15 protein-coding genes are annotated in these 15,511 nt (G+C 70.9%); 2 read left to right on the top strand and 13 right to left on the bottom strand.

Annotated features, from left to right (window positions below):
* Positions 1 to 607: 607 nt before the first annotated feature.
* The 3 genes from ychF to ACY3FI_RS04010 all read right to left on the bottom strand — a co-directional run bounded on the left by ychF (position 608) and on the right by ACY3FI_RS04010 (position 2,507).
* Positions 608 to 1,681, bottom strand: coding sequence for a redox-regulated ATPase YchF (gene ychF / locus ACY3FI_RS04020; protein WP_462549462.1), 1,074 nt, complete (start codon positions 1,679 to 1,681; stop codon positions 608 to 610).
* Positions 1,682 to 1,742: 61 nt separating this feature from the next.
* The gene (locus ACY3FI_RS04015) at positions 1,743 to 1,943 is read right to left on the bottom strand and encodes a hypothetical protein (protein ID WP_462549461.1); all 201 of its coding nucleotides are present in this window, start codon (positions 1,941 to 1,943) and stop codon (positions 1,743 to 1,745) included.
* A gap of 24 nt (positions 1,944 to 1,967) precedes the next feature.
* Positions 1,968 to 2,507, bottom strand: a complete 540-nt coding sequence (locus ACY3FI_RS04010; RefSeq protein WP_462549460.1) for a hypothetical protein — start codon at positions 2,505 to 2,507, stop codon at positions 1,968 to 1,970.
* 80 nt (positions 2,508 to 2,587) lie between these two features.
* Between ACY3FI_RS04010 and ACY3FI_RS04005 the strand changes: the two genes are divergently transcribed.
* Positions 2,588 to 3,223: an exonuclease domain-containing protein gene (locus tag ACY3FI_RS04005; protein ID WP_462549459.1), complete on the top strand. Its 636-nt coding sequence runs from the start codon at positions 2,588 to 2,590 to the stop codon at positions 3,221 to 3,223.
* Positions 3,224 to 3,639: 416 nt separating this feature from the next.
* A complete protein-coding gene (locus ACY3FI_RS04000; RefSeq protein WP_462549458.1) occupies positions 3,640 to 4,398 on the top strand; it encodes a GntR family transcriptional regulator in 759 nt (252 codons plus the stop codon).
* A gap of 18 nt (positions 4,399 to 4,416) precedes the next feature.
* On the opposite strand, the gene ACY3FI_RS03995 is transcribed toward ACY3FI_RS04000, so the two are convergent.
* From ACY3FI_RS03995 to iolC, 10 genes are all read right to left on the bottom strand, one after another.
* Positions 4,417 to 4,821 carry a tautomerase family protein gene (locus ACY3FI_RS03995; RefSeq protein ID WP_462549457.1) on the bottom strand — a complete coding sequence of 135 codons (405 nt, stop codon included), beginning with the start codon at positions 4,819 to 4,821 and terminating at the stop codon, positions 4,417 to 4,419.
* Positions 4,822 to 4,927: 106 nt separating this feature from the next.
* Positions 4,928 to 6,124, bottom strand: coding sequence for a Gfo/Idh/MocA family protein (locus ACY3FI_RS03990; RefSeq protein WP_462550400.1), 1,197 nt, complete (start codon positions 6,122 to 6,124; stop codon positions 4,928 to 4,930).
* A 2-nt stretch (positions 6,125 to 6,126) separates the two neighbouring features.
* Positions 6,127 to 6,996 carry a sugar phosphate isomerase/epimerase family protein gene (locus ACY3FI_RS03985; protein ID WP_462549456.1) on the bottom strand — a complete coding sequence of 290 codons (870 nt, stop codon included), beginning with the start codon at positions 6,994 to 6,996 and terminating at the stop codon, positions 6,127 to 6,129.
* A 3-nt stretch (positions 6,997 to 6,999) separates the two neighbouring features.
* Positions 7,000 to 8,079, bottom strand: a complete 1,080-nt coding sequence (locus tag ACY3FI_RS03980) for a Gfo/Idh/MocA family protein (protein WP_462549455.1) — start codon at positions 8,077 to 8,079, stop codon at positions 7,000 to 7,002.
* 34 nt (positions 8,080 to 8,113) lie between these two features.
* Positions 8,114 to 9,067 carry a sugar phosphate isomerase/epimerase family protein gene (locus ACY3FI_RS03975; protein ID WP_462549454.1) on the bottom strand — a complete coding sequence of 318 codons (954 nt, stop codon included), beginning with the start codon at positions 9,065 to 9,067 and terminating at the stop codon, positions 8,114 to 8,116.
* 31 nt (positions 9,068 to 9,098) lie between these two features.
* Positions 9,099 to 10,997, bottom strand: coding sequence for a 3D-(3,5/4)-trihydroxycyclohexane-1,2-dione acylhydrolase (decyclizing) (iolD, locus tag ACY3FI_RS03970; RefSeq protein WP_462549453.1), 1,899 nt, complete (start codon positions 10,995 to 10,997; stop codon positions 9,099 to 9,101).
* Positions 10,994 to 11,899 carry a 5-deoxy-glucuronate isomerase gene (gene iolB, locus ACY3FI_RS03965; protein WP_462549452.1) on the bottom strand — a complete coding sequence of 302 codons (906 nt, stop codon included), beginning with the start codon at positions 11,897 to 11,899 and terminating at the stop codon, positions 10,994 to 10,996. The genes iolD and iolB overlap by 4 nt, the downstream gene beginning before the upstream one ends.
* Positions 11,900 to 11,906: 7 nt before the next feature.
* A complete protein-coding gene (locus tag ACY3FI_RS03960; RefSeq protein WP_462549451.1) occupies positions 11,907 to 13,463 on the bottom strand; it encodes a CoA-acylating methylmalonate-semialdehyde dehydrogenase in 1,557 nt (518 codons plus the stop codon).
* Positions 13,460 to 14,449, bottom strand: a complete 990-nt coding sequence (locus ACY3FI_RS03955; protein WP_462549450.1) for a class I fructose-bisphosphate aldolase — start codon at positions 14,447 to 14,449, stop codon at positions 13,460 to 13,462. Before ACY3FI_RS03955 ends, ACY3FI_RS03960 begins: the two co-directional genes overlap by 4 nt.
* The gene (iolC, locus tag ACY3FI_RS03950) at positions 14,442 to 15,446 is read right to left on the bottom strand and encodes a 5-dehydro-2-deoxygluconokinase (protein WP_462549449.1); all 1,005 of its coding nucleotides are present in this window, start codon (positions 15,444 to 15,446) and stop codon (positions 14,442 to 14,444) included. The genes ACY3FI_RS03955 and iolC overlap by 8 nt, the downstream gene beginning before the upstream one ends.
* Positions 15,447 to 15,511: the final 65 nt, after the last annotated feature.

Here is a 15,511-nt window from a genome sequence, read left to right as displayed (position 1 = left end):
GCGTCACGAGCGCCACGTCTGCGCGCCTCGGCGCTGCACGACGTCGTCGAGCGGTGCGATCAGGTCGATCACTGAGCGAGGACCGAATCGTCCGAGACCGGAGGATCCGGTGCTCCGTACCTCCGGCCGGTGGTCGGGGCGCTACTGAGACAGCCGGAACCGTGCACTGAAGCTGCTGGAACGCAGCGTGAGTGGCCCTTCGCTCGTGAACGATCCATCCAGAGGGAATGCGATGTCCACCACTCCGAGCAGTGGCCCGGTCGAGGCTTGTACCAGCGATGACCGGAGTACGACTCCTGCCGGATCTGTGACCGTGAAGTCCTCACCCGCGATCACGGGCGCCTGCACCCCGTGTCGGCCGACGGTCTCCAGCGCCGCCGAGCGGACTCGTATCGCCAACCACCCGTCGACCAACTCGCCGGATTGAACCTCCGCTCCTGAGTCGTCAGCCTCGAAGCGCTCCACTCGCCCAAAGAACATGCCGCTCCTCACTTCGAGATGCCTGACGCTGTGTCGTAGTAGTCCACACGCCCCTCGTGGAGGAACGCCTCGACTTCCCAGTGCTCGCCTTTCAGCGGGCCATGACCCGACTGGCAGATCCGACGATCTAGTTGTTGAAGCGGAACTCCACCACGTCGCCGTCCTGCATGACGTAGTCCTTGCCCTCGATCCGGGCCTTGCCGTGTGCACGGGCCTCAGCGATCGACCCCGTCTCCATCAGGTCCTCGAACGAGATGACCTCGGCCTTGATGAAGCCCTTCTCGAAGTCGGTGTGGATCACGCCGGCCGCCTGGGGAGCCTTCCACCCCTTGCCGATCGTCCACGCCCGCGCTTCCTTGGGCCCGGCGGTGAGGTAGGTCTGCAGCCCGAGGGTGTCGAAGCCGATCCGCGCGAGCTGGTCGAGACCGGACTCGGTCTGGCCGGTGGACTCGAGCAGCTCTGCGGCGTCCTCGGGGTCGAGTTCGATGAGCTCGGACTCCACCTGGGCGTCGAGGAACACGGCCTGCGCGGGGGCGACGAGCGCGGACAGCTCGGCCTTGCGGGACTCGTCGGTCAGGATCGCCTCGTCCACGTTGAAGACGAAGATGAACGGCTTGGCGCTGAGCAGCCCGAGCTCGGCGATCGGTGCGAGGTCGATGGAGGTGGCGGAGAGCAGGGTGCCGGCCTCGAGCGCCGCCTTGGCCTCCTGCGCGGTCGCGAGCACGATCGGCTCGGCCTGCTTGAGCTTCAGCATCTTCTCGTACCGCGGCAGCGCCTTCTCGATGGTCTCGAGGTCGGCGAGGATCAGCTCGGTGTTGATGACCTCGAGGTCGTCCTTCGGCGAGACCTTGTTCGCGACGTGCACGACGTCGTCGTCGGTGAAGCCGCGGACGACCTGCGCGATGGCGTCGGCCTCACGGATGTTCGCGAGGAACTTGTTGCCGAGGCCCTCGCCCTCGCTGGCACCCTTGACGATGCCGGCGATGTCGACGAACGACACCGGTGCGGGCACGGTCTTCTCGGAGCCGAAGAGCGTCGCGAGCTGGTCGAGCCGCGGGTCGGGCAGGTTCACCACGCCGACGTTGGGCTCGATCGTCGCGAACGGGTAGTTCGCCGCGAGCACCTGGTTCTTGGTCAGGGCGTTGAACAGGGTCGACTTGCCGACGTTCGGGAGACCGACGATTCCGATGGTGAGAGCCACGGGAGCACAGCCTACCGGCGGCGACGCGCCGGAGCCGACCCGCGCCTCCAGTCCGGGTCGGTCAGTGCTGCCAGCCGGACAGCAGGATCTTCCAGAACCCCACCCAGAGGCCGTAGGCCGTCCCGGACACGATGACGGCCACGGTGACGGCGCTCGCGAGGAGCGCGGTGCCGAGACCGACCGCGCGACGCGCGGTGCGCGACTCGGCGTCGACGCGCTCGGCGCCCGTCAACAGCTCGTCCATGTCCTTCGGCTCCCCCATGCGCTGACTGTACGTCCCGGCGCGTCAGGACACCAGGCGCGCGATCCGCCGGTCCACCAGATCGAGGACGTCGGACTGGAGGCGCTGGGACCCCCGCCAGTCCCCGGGCACCTCGAGCGCGTGGTCGGCTCCGACCACCGTGCGCAGCTCGGCCGCGCCCGTCCCGACCGCACACGGCTGCCAGAGCGGGTCGGCGGAGCCGCCGACCGCGACCGACCCCGCGCCGGCGGCGGCGAGCGCCGCGGCCACGGCGGGCTCGGTGAGGACCGGCGTCAGCCAGACGCCGTCGATCCCCTGCCGCACGGCCCACGGCAGGACGGCGCAGCCGAAGGACTTCGCGACGACGAGGTCCGGCAGACGCCCGTCGAGCGCTTCCCCGACGGCGCGTCCGACGAACCCGATCGGGTCGGCGCCCGCGGCGGCGTCGACGACCCAGGTCGGGGCGACGACCTCGCAGCCGTGCTGTCCGGCGATCGACCGCGCCCACCAGAGCAGCGGCGCCTGCTGGCCGTAGCCGGCTCCCGGCAGGACGAGGACGAGAGGTCGAGCGGCGTGGTCGGTCACGTCGGCACGCTACCGGCACGGTGCCGCAACGCCGAGGCCAACGGCCGGTGATGTCGGCGCCGCGTGGCACCATCGTGCCCGTGCCGTTGAACTTCACCGCGATCGACTTCGAGACCGCGAACAGCTCGCCCGCCAGCGCCTGCTCCGTGGGGCTCGTGAAGGTCCGGGCCGGCCGGGTCGTCGAACGGGCGTCCTGGTTCATCCAGCCGCCGCTCGGGCACGACGCCTTCCTCGAGTGGAACACCCGCATCCACGGCATCGTCGCCTCGGACGTCGTCGGGGCGAAGGGCTGGGCGGAGCAGTACCGCGACATCGTGGCGTTCGCCGACGGTGACGTGCTGGTTGCCCACAACGCCCGCTTCGACATGGGCGTGATCGCGGGCGGCTGCTCGGCGACGGGGACCGCGCTGGCGGAGCACCACTCGCTGTGCTCCCTCCAGGTGGCACGCAAGACGTACACGCTCGACTCGTACCGCTTGCCGATGGCTGCCCGGGCGGCGGGCTTCGAGGGCTTCCAGCACCACGACGCGGCTGCCGACGCCGAGGCCTGCGCGGCCATCGTCGTGCACGCCGCGGGGCAGCACCGCGCGGACACGGTCGAGGCCCTCGGCGCGGCGACCCGGGTGCACATCGCGCCGGTGCGGCCGCGGGACGAGAAGCCGCGCACGGCGGGGCAGCCGCGGCTGTCGAACCGTCCGATGATCTTCGCCGACTGACCGGCCGATCCGCGCCGGACGAGGTGCGGTGATCGACGTCGACTCGGGCGTGCACCGCGAGGACTCCGACGGTCACCCTCACCGGATGTCCCCGACCACGCGGTCGACATCGCGCTGCGGTTCACCGCGCCGTTCCGGTCGACGAGCACGAGCGCGTTCCGTCTCGACGAGACCGCCGAGGGCACCCGCGTCACGTGGACGATGACGAGCCCGCAGACGACGACGTCGCGGATCGTCGGGGTCTTCATCGACATGGAGAAGCTCGTCGGCGGCGACTTCGAGAAGGGCCTCGCGCAGCTGGAGGCGGTCGCCGGACACTGAGCGACGCGGTGGTCCTCGTGGGGCGTCGGTACCGCGGTGGTATTGTCAGGACAATCAGGCGCCGCCGCCGCCCCCCGTCTTCCCGAAGGACCGCGATGACCAACGATGGCCAGCTGCCGTCCGACCTGTTCATGGACCTGGACCGGTCAGGTCCGATGCCCCTCTACTTCCAGGTGGCTTCCCGCATCGAGGAGGCGATCCGCTCCGGCGCGATGCCGCCCGGCGCTCGCTTGGAGAACGAGATCGCCCTCGGGGAGCGCCTCGGACTCTCGCGCCCGACGATCCGCCGAGCGATCCAGGACCTCGTCGACAAGGGCCTGCTCGTGCGACGGCGCGGCATCGGCACGCAGGTGGTGCACGGACCGGTGACGCGGAAGGTCGAGCTGACGAGCCTGTACGACGACCTCGCGCAGGGTGCCCAGACGCCGGCGACGAAGCTCCTGCAGCGTGACGACGTGCCCGCGGACGACCTCGTCGCCGAGGCGCTCGGCGTCGCTCCGGGGACGACGGTCGCGCACATCCGTCGGCTCCGGTTCGCTGAGGACGTGCCGATGGCGATCCTCGAGAACTACCTCCCGCCGGAGCTCACGGACATCACCGACGAGGACCTCCAGGCGCACGGGCTGTACCAGCTGTTGCGCAGTCGTGGAGTCACGATGCGCGTCGCGAAGCAGCGCATCGGCGCCCGGGCGGTGACCGACGACGAGGCCTCGCTGCTCGAGATCGAGGACGGCGACCCCGTGCTGACCATGAGCCGCACCGCGTACGACGCTTCGGGCCGGGCGGTGGAGTACGGCGTGCACTGCTACCGCCCCGACCGCTACTCGTTCGAGGTCACCCTCGTCGACAAGTGACCGGCGGGCGTTCCCGGGTCAGGCCGACGGGACGCTGAGCTCACCGGTGAGGTACTGGGCGCGCCCGAACCCGAACGACCAGTCCTGGGGGCCGTTCTCGACGTACCCGATGAAGACGTCCTCGCTCGCGACGCCGACCTCGGCGAGACGGTCATGGACGGCCCGGTAGAGCGACTGCTTCGCCTCGTCACTGCGCCCGCGCTGTGTGAACACCTGGATGACGACGACGCCCTCGGTGCGCTCGAACCCGAGCCCGGCGTCCTCGGCGATGATCTGCTGCGCCGGATGCTCGGTGATCACCTGGAACCGGTCGCGCGTCGGGATGCCGTACTCGTCGACGATGGCGGTGTGGACGGCGTCGGCGACGGCACGGACCTCCTCGGGGGTGCGGCCGGTGGCGAGGTCGATGCGGACGAGTGGCATGGATGCTCCAGATCTGGTGCGGTGGGCGAGGTGTACGGGTGCGCGATGTCGGACGGGAGGCGCGGTGCCAGCTTGCCCCGCCCCTCCCGTCCGCTTCAGGGCGGGTCTACAGCACGGGCGTCGCCGCCCGGTAGGTGAGCGGCCCGTCGACGCGCGCGACGTCGTGCCACGCCCCGTCGGCGAGGGACGCCTCCGCCGCCTCCACGATCGATGCAGCCGCCAGGCCGTCGGCGACCGACGGTGCGAGCTGCTCTCCGCGGAGGACGCCGGCGACGAACTGCGCGGCTTCGATGGTCTTCAGGTCGTCGTAGCCCATCGCCGTGCCCGCACCCGGTTGGAAGCGCGCGAAGTCGCCGTCGCCGGGCGCCACGTGGTGCGTGACGTACCCGGCGACGTCCTGCCCGTCGAGGAACACCTGCAGCTCGTTCATCCGCTGGAAGTCCCAGCGGATCGAGCCCTGCGTGCCGTACACCTCGAGCGTGTACTCGGCGTGTGGCCCGCGCATGACCCGGCTGGAGTCCATCGTCCCGACGGCTCCGTCGTCGAAGCGGAACAGCAGGGCCGCGTAGTCCTCGTTCTCGACGGGCCTCGTGGCCCCCGTGGTCGCGGCGGACCGGTCGACGATCCCGCTGCCCGGCAGGGGGCGTTCGGTGATGAACGTCTCGGCGAGCGCGCTCACGCTCGCGATCCGCCCGACCAGGTACTGCGCGAGGTCGAGTCCGTGCGAGAGCAGGTCGCCGAGGACGCCGGAGCCGGCCCGCTCCCGTTCGAAGCGCCACGTGAGCGGAGCTGCGGGGTCGGAGGAGTAGTCCGCGAGGAGACTCCCCCGGACGTTCGTGACCCGGCCGAGTCGACCGCTCCGGACGAGTTCGCGGGCGCGTTCGATCGCGGGTGCGTGCCGGTAGTTGAAGCCGACCGCCGTCACCACTCCGGAACGCTGCACGGCGTCGTGGATCTGCCGCGAGTCGCTGGCGTACCGGCCCATCGGCTTCTCGATCCAGAACGGCTTGCCCGCCTCGGCCGCTGCGACGGCCATCTCGCGGTGCAGGAAGTTCGGGGAGCAGATCGAGACGACCTCGACCTCGGGGTCCGCGAGGACCTCGTGCCAGTCCGCCACGGCACGCTCGTACCCGAGACGCTCGACGGCCTGTGCGCGGGCCTCGGGCACCGGATCGGCCGCGACGACGAGCCGCGGCGTGACGCCGAGCTCCGGGAAGTGGTCCGGGAGCGCTCGGTAGGCGCGGGAGTGCAGTCGTCCCATCCACCCGACCGACACGAGACCGACGCCGATGGCGCGAGGCACGGTCACCGCCGGAGGCCTCTCGTGATGGCGTCGAGCTGGAAGCGCGACACGGCGTCCGCGTTCTCGTCCTCGGCGAACACGCTGGACACGGCGACGGTGTCGTCGCGGTCGGTGAACCCGATGCGGGCGAGCCCGGCCCAGAACGCGTCGAAGTCGACGTCGGCCTGGCCGACCGGCAGGTGCTGGTGCACCCGGGTGGTGTTGCCGGGCGGGTTCGAGATGTAGCGCAGGCCGTGGGACCGGGTGTGGTCGAACGCGTCAGCGACGTGCACGAGCTGCAGCGAGTCGCCGGCGGCGTCCATGATCTCGTCCATGTTCCCGCCGTAGTGGAACGTGTGGCACGCGACGTAGACGAACCCGACGTGCTTCGAGTTGAGCCCGCGGATCACGCGGAGCGCCTCGAGCCCGTCCTCGACGAAGTCGTCGGGGTGCGGGTCGATGAGGACGCGGAGGTCCGCGGCCTCGATGATCGGCAGGAGCTCCTCCATCGAGCGGTAGAAGGAGTCCTCGGACTCCTCGGCACGCTCGGGACGGCCGGAGAACTCGGTGTTGATCGTGTCGACCCCGAGGCGCTTCGTGATCTCGATGACGCGCTTCCACTTCGTCACCGCCGCTTCGCGCGCCTCGGGGTCCGGCCCGGACCACCGGAGCACCGGCAGGACGCTCGCGATCCCGACACCGGCGTCACGGCACGCGGCGGCGAAGGCGTCGACGAGGTCGTCGTCGGCCTTGGGGTGCCGGTGGAACGGGATGAAGTCCCGGTGCGGGGTGAGCTGGAGGTGTTCGAACCCGAGGTCGGCGACCTTCCGGGGGAACTCGAGCAACGACAGGTCGTGGTGGAACGGGGTGGGATCGAGGGCGATCTTCGGCATGCGTCAGGCCCCGGTGAGCGCGGCGGCACCGGCGGCACCGGTGGCGGCGGCCGTGTCGACCTCGTAGAAGGCGGGCTTGCCGACCGCGTACTCGACCGTCTCGAGCGCGCCCGACTGCTGCGCTCGCACCGCGACCTCGGCGACGACGGACGCGGTGTAGCCGTCCCAGGCGCTCGGGCCGTCGATCCCGCCGGTCCGGGCCGCATCCACCCAGCGCTGGACCTCTTCGTCGTACGCGGCGGCGAAGCGCTCCTTGAAGGACGGGGTGACGCCCTGCGCCGACCGGCCCGCGGACACGATGGTCTGCGCGGTCTCGCGGCCGATGTACGCCACACCGGACTCGAAGACGGCGTCGGTGGTGACCTGGTAGCCGAACTGGGCGTTGACGTTGATCTCGACGATCGCCATCGTCCCCGACTCAGTGGTGAACAGCACGAACTGGGGCTCGGGCAGGTCGGCCGGGGCGAGCGAGTTTTTCCGGGGCTTCTTCACCTCGACCTGGGTGATCGGCTCGCCGGTGAGGAACGGGATGATGTCGATCTCGTGGATGACCGAGTCGTGGATGAGCATCGACTCGCTGAAGTTCGGCGGCGTCGTCGGGTTGCGGTGCGCGTGGTGCAGCGCGAGCAGCGCACCGTTGGCCCCGGACTCGCGGAGGGCCCTGAGCTCCTGGTACCCGCTGTCGAACCGACGCATGAACCCGACCTGGATGACGGGCCGCTCGGCGTGCTGCTGCTCGAGCTCGACGATGCGGAGCGAGTCCGCGGCGCTCGTCGTGAGCGGCTTCTCGCACAGCACGGCGAGCCCGCGCTCGAGTGCCGTCACCAGGATCGGCTCGTGCAGGAAGCCCGGGGTCGCGATGATGACGCCGTCGATCGGGGTGGCGGCGAGCGCCTCGTCGAAGGAGCGAGCGGTGATCGCGCCGGGGGCGAGCGCGGCGGCTGCGGCAGCACGGGCGTCGTCCGGTTCCACGACCGCGACGACGTCGGCGTTCGAGATCTTCGCGGTGATGCGCCGCACGTGGTCGGCGCCCATCATGCCGGCGCCGACGACGGCGACGCGGAGGTTGTCAGTGCTGCTCATGGCGGTCTTCCTCTGTGTGGTGGTCGGGTCGCGGCTACGAAACGCGGGCGGCCGACGTCGACTCGAAGATGTGGTGGAACGTGCGCTCGGCGATCGGGCCCGGCGCGTCGACGGAGCACCCGTACATGTCCTGCTCGACGATGCCGAAGACCTCGGGGTTGATCCGGGCGACGGCCTCGATGACGGGCGCGAGTTCCGGGGTGCCGTGCGGGGGCTCGGTCATGATCCCCTGGGCGACGGCCGTGGCGAACGGCACGTCGTTCTTCAGCACGTCGGGGAGCAGCTCGGTGTCCACCTGCTTCAGGTGCAGGTAGCCGATGCGCTCCGGGTGGGCGGCGATGAGCTGCAGGTTGTCGCCGCCGTAGTAGGCGAAGTGGCCGGTGTCGAGGCAGAGGTTCGTGTACCGCGGGTCGGTGACCTCGAGGAACCGGACGGTCTCGCGGTGGGTGCCGACGTGGCTGTCCGCGTGGGTGTGGAACTGCTGGTGGACGCCGAACTCCTCGAGCAGCGCCTTGCCGAGTCGGTCGTGTCCCGCACCCAGCCGCTCCCACTGTTCGTCGGTGAGCGTGCGGGCCTCCAGGACCTCCGCGGTCGCATCCGAGCGCCAGAGGTCGGGGATCGTGACGAGGTGCTGCGCCCCGAGCGCCGCCGCGAGCCCCGCGACCGCGACGGCCTGGTCCCACGCGCGCTGGAACTGGTCGTCGCCCTTGTGGAACCCCGTGAAGACCGTGCCGGCGGACAGCTTGAGCCCGCGGGACTCGAGCTCGTCGGAGAGCTGGTTCGGGTCGGTCGGCAGGTAGCCGTACGGCCCGAGCTCGATCCACTCGTACCCGGCTGCGGCGGCCTCGTCGAGGAACCGCTGCCACGGCACCTGGCCCGGGTCGTCCGGGAACCAGACGCCCCACGAGTCGGGGGCGGTGCCGATGCGGATGGAGGCGGTCGTGGTGTCCGTGGCGGGCGCGCCCGTCGGGGTGGCGGTGTCGGTCATGACGTCGTCGTCTCTCTCGTGACGGGTGGGATCAGCCGAGCAGTGGGCGCTGGGCGGCGACCTGCTGCTCGTAGTGGGTCCGGGCGGTCTGCGTGCTCTCGAGCGTCGAGGTCTGGGCGACCGGGACGTCCCACCAGCCGTCGCCGTCGGGCGCGTAGACCAGCGGGTCGGAGTTGATGTGCACGAGCGTGGTGTGGTCGTTCGCCTTGGCCTGGCGCACCGCGGCCTGCAGGTCCGCGATCGCGTCCGGACCGGGCTGCACCTCGATGACGTCGACGCCGTACGAGCGCGCGTTCGCCGCGAGGTCGACGGGCAACGGATCGCCGTCGTCGAACGACCGGGTCTCGTCGAGGTAGCGGTACCGGGTGCCGTAGCGCTCCGAGCCGACGGTCTCGGAGAGGTGCCCGATCGACGCGTAACCGTGGTTCTGGATGAGGACGACGATGATCTTGATGCCCTCGGCCACCGCGGTGACGAGCTCCGTGTGCAGCATGAGGTAGGAGCCGTCCCCCACCATGACGATCGCGTCGCGGTCGGGGGCGCCGCGCCGGACACCGATCCCACCGGCGATCTCGTAGCCCATGCACGAGAAGGCGTACTCGACGTGGTAGCCGAGCTCGTCCCGCACGCGCCAGAGCTTGTGCAGGTCGCCGGGCAGCGAGCCCGCCGCCTGGATCACGACGTCACGCGGGTCGGAGGCCGCCTGCACCGCGCCGATGATCTCCGGCTGGCCGGGCAGGGCGCTGCCGGACGGCGCGAACGCGCTGTCGACGGCCGCGTCCCACTCGCGCTTGCGGTCGGCGATCTCGGCCGCGTACCCGGCAGGCACCGAGAACGAGGCGAGCTGCTCGGTGAGCGCGACCAGGGCCTCCCGGGCGTCCGCGACGACGGGCAGCTGCGAGCCGTGCTTGTAGGCGTCGAAGGAGGCGACGTTGACGTTGACGAACGTGACGTCCGGGTTCTGGAAGGCCGTGCGCGACGCGGTCGTGAAGTCGCTGTACCGCGTCCCGATGCCGATCACGAGGTCGGCCTGCGCGGCGATCGCGTTCGCTGCGGCGGTGCCGGTCGCGCCGATCCCGCCGAGGTACTGCGGGTGGTCCCAGACCAGTGACCCGCCGCCCGCCTGCGAGGTGCCAACCGGGATGCCGGTGGACTCGACGAAGGTGCGGAGCTCGTCGGCAGCGTCGGCGTACAGGACGCCCCCGCCGGCCACGATCACCGGACGCTGCGCCGCGCGGATCGCCGCGACGGCACGCGACAGCGGCCCGTGCTCGGGCAGGGGCCGGCGGACGTGCCACTCGCGGGGCTGCAGGAACGCGACGGGGACGTCGAGCGCCTCGGCCTGCACGTCCTCCGGCAGCGCGATCGTCACCGCGCCGGTCTCGGCCGGGTCGGTGAGCACCCGGATGGCGGCGAGCGCGATCGAGAACAGCTGTTCGGGGCGCTCGACACGGTCGAAGAACCGGGACAGGGGACGGAAGGCGTCCGTCACCTGCAGGGACGTGTCGTGCGGCATTTCGATCTGCTGCAGCACCGGGTCGGTCGTGCGCGTGGCGAACGTGTCCGAGGGCAGCAGCAGCACGGGCAGCCGGTTCGTCGTGGCGAGCGCGGCGCCGGTGAGCATGTTCGCGGCGCCGGGCCCGACCGAGGCTGCGGCCGCGTAGGTCGCGCGACGGCGGTGCATCCGCGCGAAGCCGACGGCCTCGTGCACCATCGCCTGCTCGTTGCGCGCCTGGTGGTACGGCAGCAGTCCGGGCTGCTCGACGTGGAGCTGTTTGATCGCCTGACCGATGCCGGCGACGTTGCCGTGCCCGAAGATGCCGAAGATCCCCGGGATGGTGCGCTCGCGGACGTCGCCGTCGACGGTCCACTGGTTCGCCAGGAACTCGACGAGTGCCTGGCCGACGGTCATCCGGCGGGTCTCGTTCATCGGTCGGAGTCCTTCCCGTAGGGCAGGCGCGGGTCGATCGTCTCCGACTCCCACACCTGGCGGACCCAGCCGTGTGCCGGGTCGTCGGTGATGTTCCAGACGCGCTCCGGGTCGGGCCCGGCCATCACGTTGAGGTAGTACATGTCGTAGCCGGGCGCGGCCACGGCGGGGCCGTGCCAGCCGTACGGCACGAGGGCGATGTCGCCCGTCCGGACCTGCCGGAACTCGTCGATCGGGCGGTCGTCGGAGGCGTACGTGCGGTGCAGCGCGAACGGTTCGGCGGATGCCGGGGCGTCCACGCCGCGGGCGACGTCGGCCTCGTAGTAGTAGATCTCCTCGAGGTCCGACTCCGCTCCGTCGCGGTGGGTGTCGTGCTTGTGCGGCGGGTACGACGACCAGTTGCCGGCCGGCGTGATGACCTCGCACACGATCGCCTTCGCCGCGTCGAGTGCCGCCGGGGTGCCGAAGTTGTGCACCTGCCGGCTGGACTGCCCGGCACCGCGGAGTTCGACGGGCACGTCCTGCCGGGCGAGGTACGTCGTCGGCCGGACCTGGTCGGTCGGGACCTCGGCGACGGCGAAGCGGCCGCTGCCGGTGACCGTCGCCGCCGACCCGGACCCGAGGTACAGGACGTCGGTCGGACCGTCGAAGACGCTCGCGCGACCCTCGAGCCGCTGGGTGCCGGTGCCGGCGGGTCCGTCGTACTCGACCGAGAACGACCCCGCGAGCGGCACGACGATGCGCTCCACCGCGGCACTCGCCAGGTGCAACTCGCCCCCGTCGGACAGGGTGCCGGTCCGCAGGCCGGTGTGCGTCCACCCCGGCACGCGGTCGTCCACGACGTCGGTCCAACCGTCCTCCGGTCGGCTCCCCGCCGGCATGAACCAGGTGTCGTCGTTCATGCGCTCGTCAGCCGTTCGAGGGGAAGCCGAGGTTGATGCCGCCGTGCGACGGATCGAGCCAGCGCGAGGTGATCGCCTTCTGCCGCGTGAAGAAACTCACGCCGTCGGCGCCGTACGCCTTGTGGTCGCCGAACAGCGAGTTCTTCCACCCGCCGAACGAGTAGTACGCCACGGGCACCGGGATCGGGACGTTGATGCCGATCATGCCGACCTGCACGTCGCGCTGGAAGCGGCGGGCGGCTCCGCCGTCGTTCGTGAAGATCGCGGTGCCGTTGCCGAACGCCCCGCTGTTGATGAGCTCGAGGCCCGCTTCGTAGGACTGCACGCGGACGACCGACAGCACCGGGCCGAAGATCTCCTCGGTGTAGACCCGGCTGGTGGTCGGCACCTTGTCGATCAGCGTCGGACCGAGCCAGAAGCCGTTCTCGTCGCCGTCCGGCTGGACCGTGCGGCCGTCCACGACGACCTCCGCGCCGTCCTGCTCGGCGACCTCGATGTACGAGGCGACCTTGTCGCGGTGCTCGCGCGTGACGAGCGGTCCCATGTCGCAGCCGCGGCGTCCGTCACCGATGCGCAGCGTCGCCGCGCGTTCGGTGATCTTCGCGATGAGCTCGTCGGCGACCGGCTCGACCGCGACGACGACCGAGATCGCCATGCAGCGCTCACCGGCGGAGCCGAAGCCCGCGTTGATCGCGTTGTCCGCGACGAGGTCGAGGTCGGCGTCCGGCAGCACGAGCATGTGGTTCTTCGCGCCGCCGAGGGCCTGCACGCGCTTGCCGTGCTTCGTGCCGGTCTCGTAGACGTAATGCGCGATCGGGGTCGACCCGACGAACGAGATCGACTCGACGTCCGGGCTGGTCAGCAGGCCGTCCACCGACAGCTTGTCGCCGTTGAGCACCGTGAAGACGCCGTCGGGCAGTCCGGCCTCCTGGAACTTCCGCGCCAGCCAGATCGCCGCGGACGGGTCTTTCTCGCTCGGCTTCAGCACGACGGTGTTGCCCGCGGCGATCGCGATCGGCAGGAACCACAGCGGCACCATCGCCGGGAAGTTGAACGGCGAGATGATGCCGACCACACCGAGTGGCTGCCGGATCGAGTACACGTCGATGCCGGTCGACACCTGGTCGGAGAACTCGCCCTTCATGAGCGACGGGATGCTCGTGGCGAGCTCCACGACCTCCTGCCCGCGGGCGATCTCGCCGAGCGCGTCGTCGATGACCTTGCCGTGCTCACTGGTGATGATCTCGGCGAGCTCGGCCTTGTCGCGGTTCAGGACCTCGCGGAAGGCGAAGAGGATCTGCTGGCGCTTGGCGAGCGACAGGTCGGCCCACGCGGGGAACGCGGCCTTGGCGCTCGCGATCGCGCGCTGGATCTCCGACTCGTCGGCGAGGGCGACCTGCTTCGTCACGACGCCGAGCGCCGGGTCGTACACGGGGGCGGTCCGGCCGGAGGTCGAGGGGACGTGCTCGCCGTCGATCCAGTGCCCGACCGTGGGCTGTGCCTGCCCGGAGCCAGACTGCTCGGTGCCGGACGGCTCGGTGTTCGTCGAGTCGGTGGTGGTCATGCGTTGCTTCCTTCCGGAACGGACGTGTCCAGGGTGACGGACGTGCGCGGCGATGCGAGCGGATCGCGAGCCGATGTGGAGGACGCGCCCCGTGCCTCCCGGCTGTGGACGAGGGAGGACGCGACGTCCACCGCGGAGGCGACGTCCCCGTCCTGCGGGTAGAGGAGGGTGCGGCCGACGACGAGTCCGCGGACGCCCGGCAGGGCGAGTGCGTCTGCCCAGGTGGCGTACGTCTCGTCCGGGCTGCCGGAGGGGTCACCGCCGAGCAGCAGCGTCGGCAGCGTGGTCGCGGCCATCACGCGCTCCATCTCGGCGACGACCGGGATCTTCAACCAGCTGTAGGCGCTCGATGCGCCGAGACCCGCGGCGATCGCCATCGAGGTGATCACGGCGTCGGTGCTGAGGTCGTTGACCACCGCGCCGTCCCGCCACGAGGACATGAACGGCTCGAGCATGATCGGCAGACGGAGGGCCGCTGCCTCGGTGACGGCCTTCGCGGTCGCCTCGAGCGTTGCGGCGGTGCCCGGGTCCTGCAGCGCGACCCGGACGAGGAGCTTCGCGACGTCGAGACCGGCGTCCGCGATCGCCTGCGCGGAGTAGGCCGTGTACCGGTCGTCGAACTCGAAGGACGCGCCCCGCAGGCCGCCGCGGTTCATCGAGCCGACCACGACCTTGCCGTCGAGGGCGCCGAGGAGCGCGAGGTCCTCGAGGACGTCCGGAGTCCCCAGGACCCCGTCGACGCCCGGCCGTCCGAGCGCCACGACGAGTCGTTCGAGCAGGTCGTAGCGATCGGCCATCGCCGATCGGTCGGCACCGACCGCGAGCGCGCCGCGTGCGGGGTGGTCGGCGGCGACGATGAAGACCTTCCCGTCGTCGGCGAGGAGCGGGCGACGGGTGCGGGCACGGAGCACCTCGGCGACCCGTTCCGGGGACCCGGCGCGGACGTCGCGCAGCCGGGCGAAGTCGGCGGAGCTGATCTCAGGCATCGACGTCCTCCTCCGTGGTGGCCTGCACCGGGTTGTCCTGCAGGAACCGCTCGATCTCCTCGCTCGTCGGCATGGCGGTGGAGCACTCGAACCGCGTGGCGACGATGGCGCCGGCGGCGTTGGCGAACGCCAGCGTGCGGTCGAGGCTCCAGCCCTGCAGCAGACCGTGCACGAGCGCCCCGCCGAAGCCGTCACCCGACCCGAGGCCGTTGACGACCTGGATGGTGTGCGGCCGGAACTCGACGACCTCGTCGCGGGTCTTCGCGAGCACGCCCTTCGGTCCCTGCTTGACGATCGCGACCTCGACGCCGCGTTCGAGCAGGGCGTCGGCGGCACGCACCGGGTCGGTCTCCCCCACGGCGACCTCGCACTCCTCGCGGTTGCCCACGGCGACGGTCGCGTGCTCGAGGGCGACGGCGACCTCGCGCGTCGCGGCGGCCGCGTTCGGCCAGAACACCGCGCGGTAGTCGAGGTCGAGCACGGTGTGCACCTTCGTGGTGCTCGTCGACGCGCTGCGGGCTGCGGACGCAGCATGGTGGGCGCTCCGGCTCGGCTCTTCGCTCAGGCCGGTCACCGTGGTCCAGAACACCCGCGCCCGCTCGATCGCGTGCAGCGGCAGGGACTTCGTCGTGATCATCAGGTCCGGCGCCTTCGGTGCCCGGTAGAAGTACAACGGGAAGTCGTCCGGCGGGAAGACCTCGCAGAACGCGACGGGAGTGTTCAGCCCCTCGACCGTCTCGACGAAGTCGTTCGCCACGCCGAACTCGGGCAGGGTCCGCGCGATGTAGCGGCCGAACGGGTCGTTGCCCGTCCGGGTGATCACCGCGGCGTCGGCTCCGTGCCGGGCGGCGGCGATGGCGACGTTCGTGGCGCTGCCGCCGACCGACTTCGAGAAGGTGGTGACGTCCTCGAGGGGACCGGTCTGCTGCGGGTAGATGTCGACCGAGACACGGCCCATCGTGATGACGTCATGGACGTGCGGAGCTTCGTTGGTCATGCGACGCGGTGGACCTTCCGTGCGGCTTCATCGGCGGACGGTCACGACTGTACACCGCGTTTGGC

This window comes from Curtobacterium sp. RM9 (genome assembly GCF_054956955.1).
The sequence above is the reverse complement of the archived record's forward strand: the minus strand, read 5'-3'. Positions and strand labels throughout refer to the sequence as shown.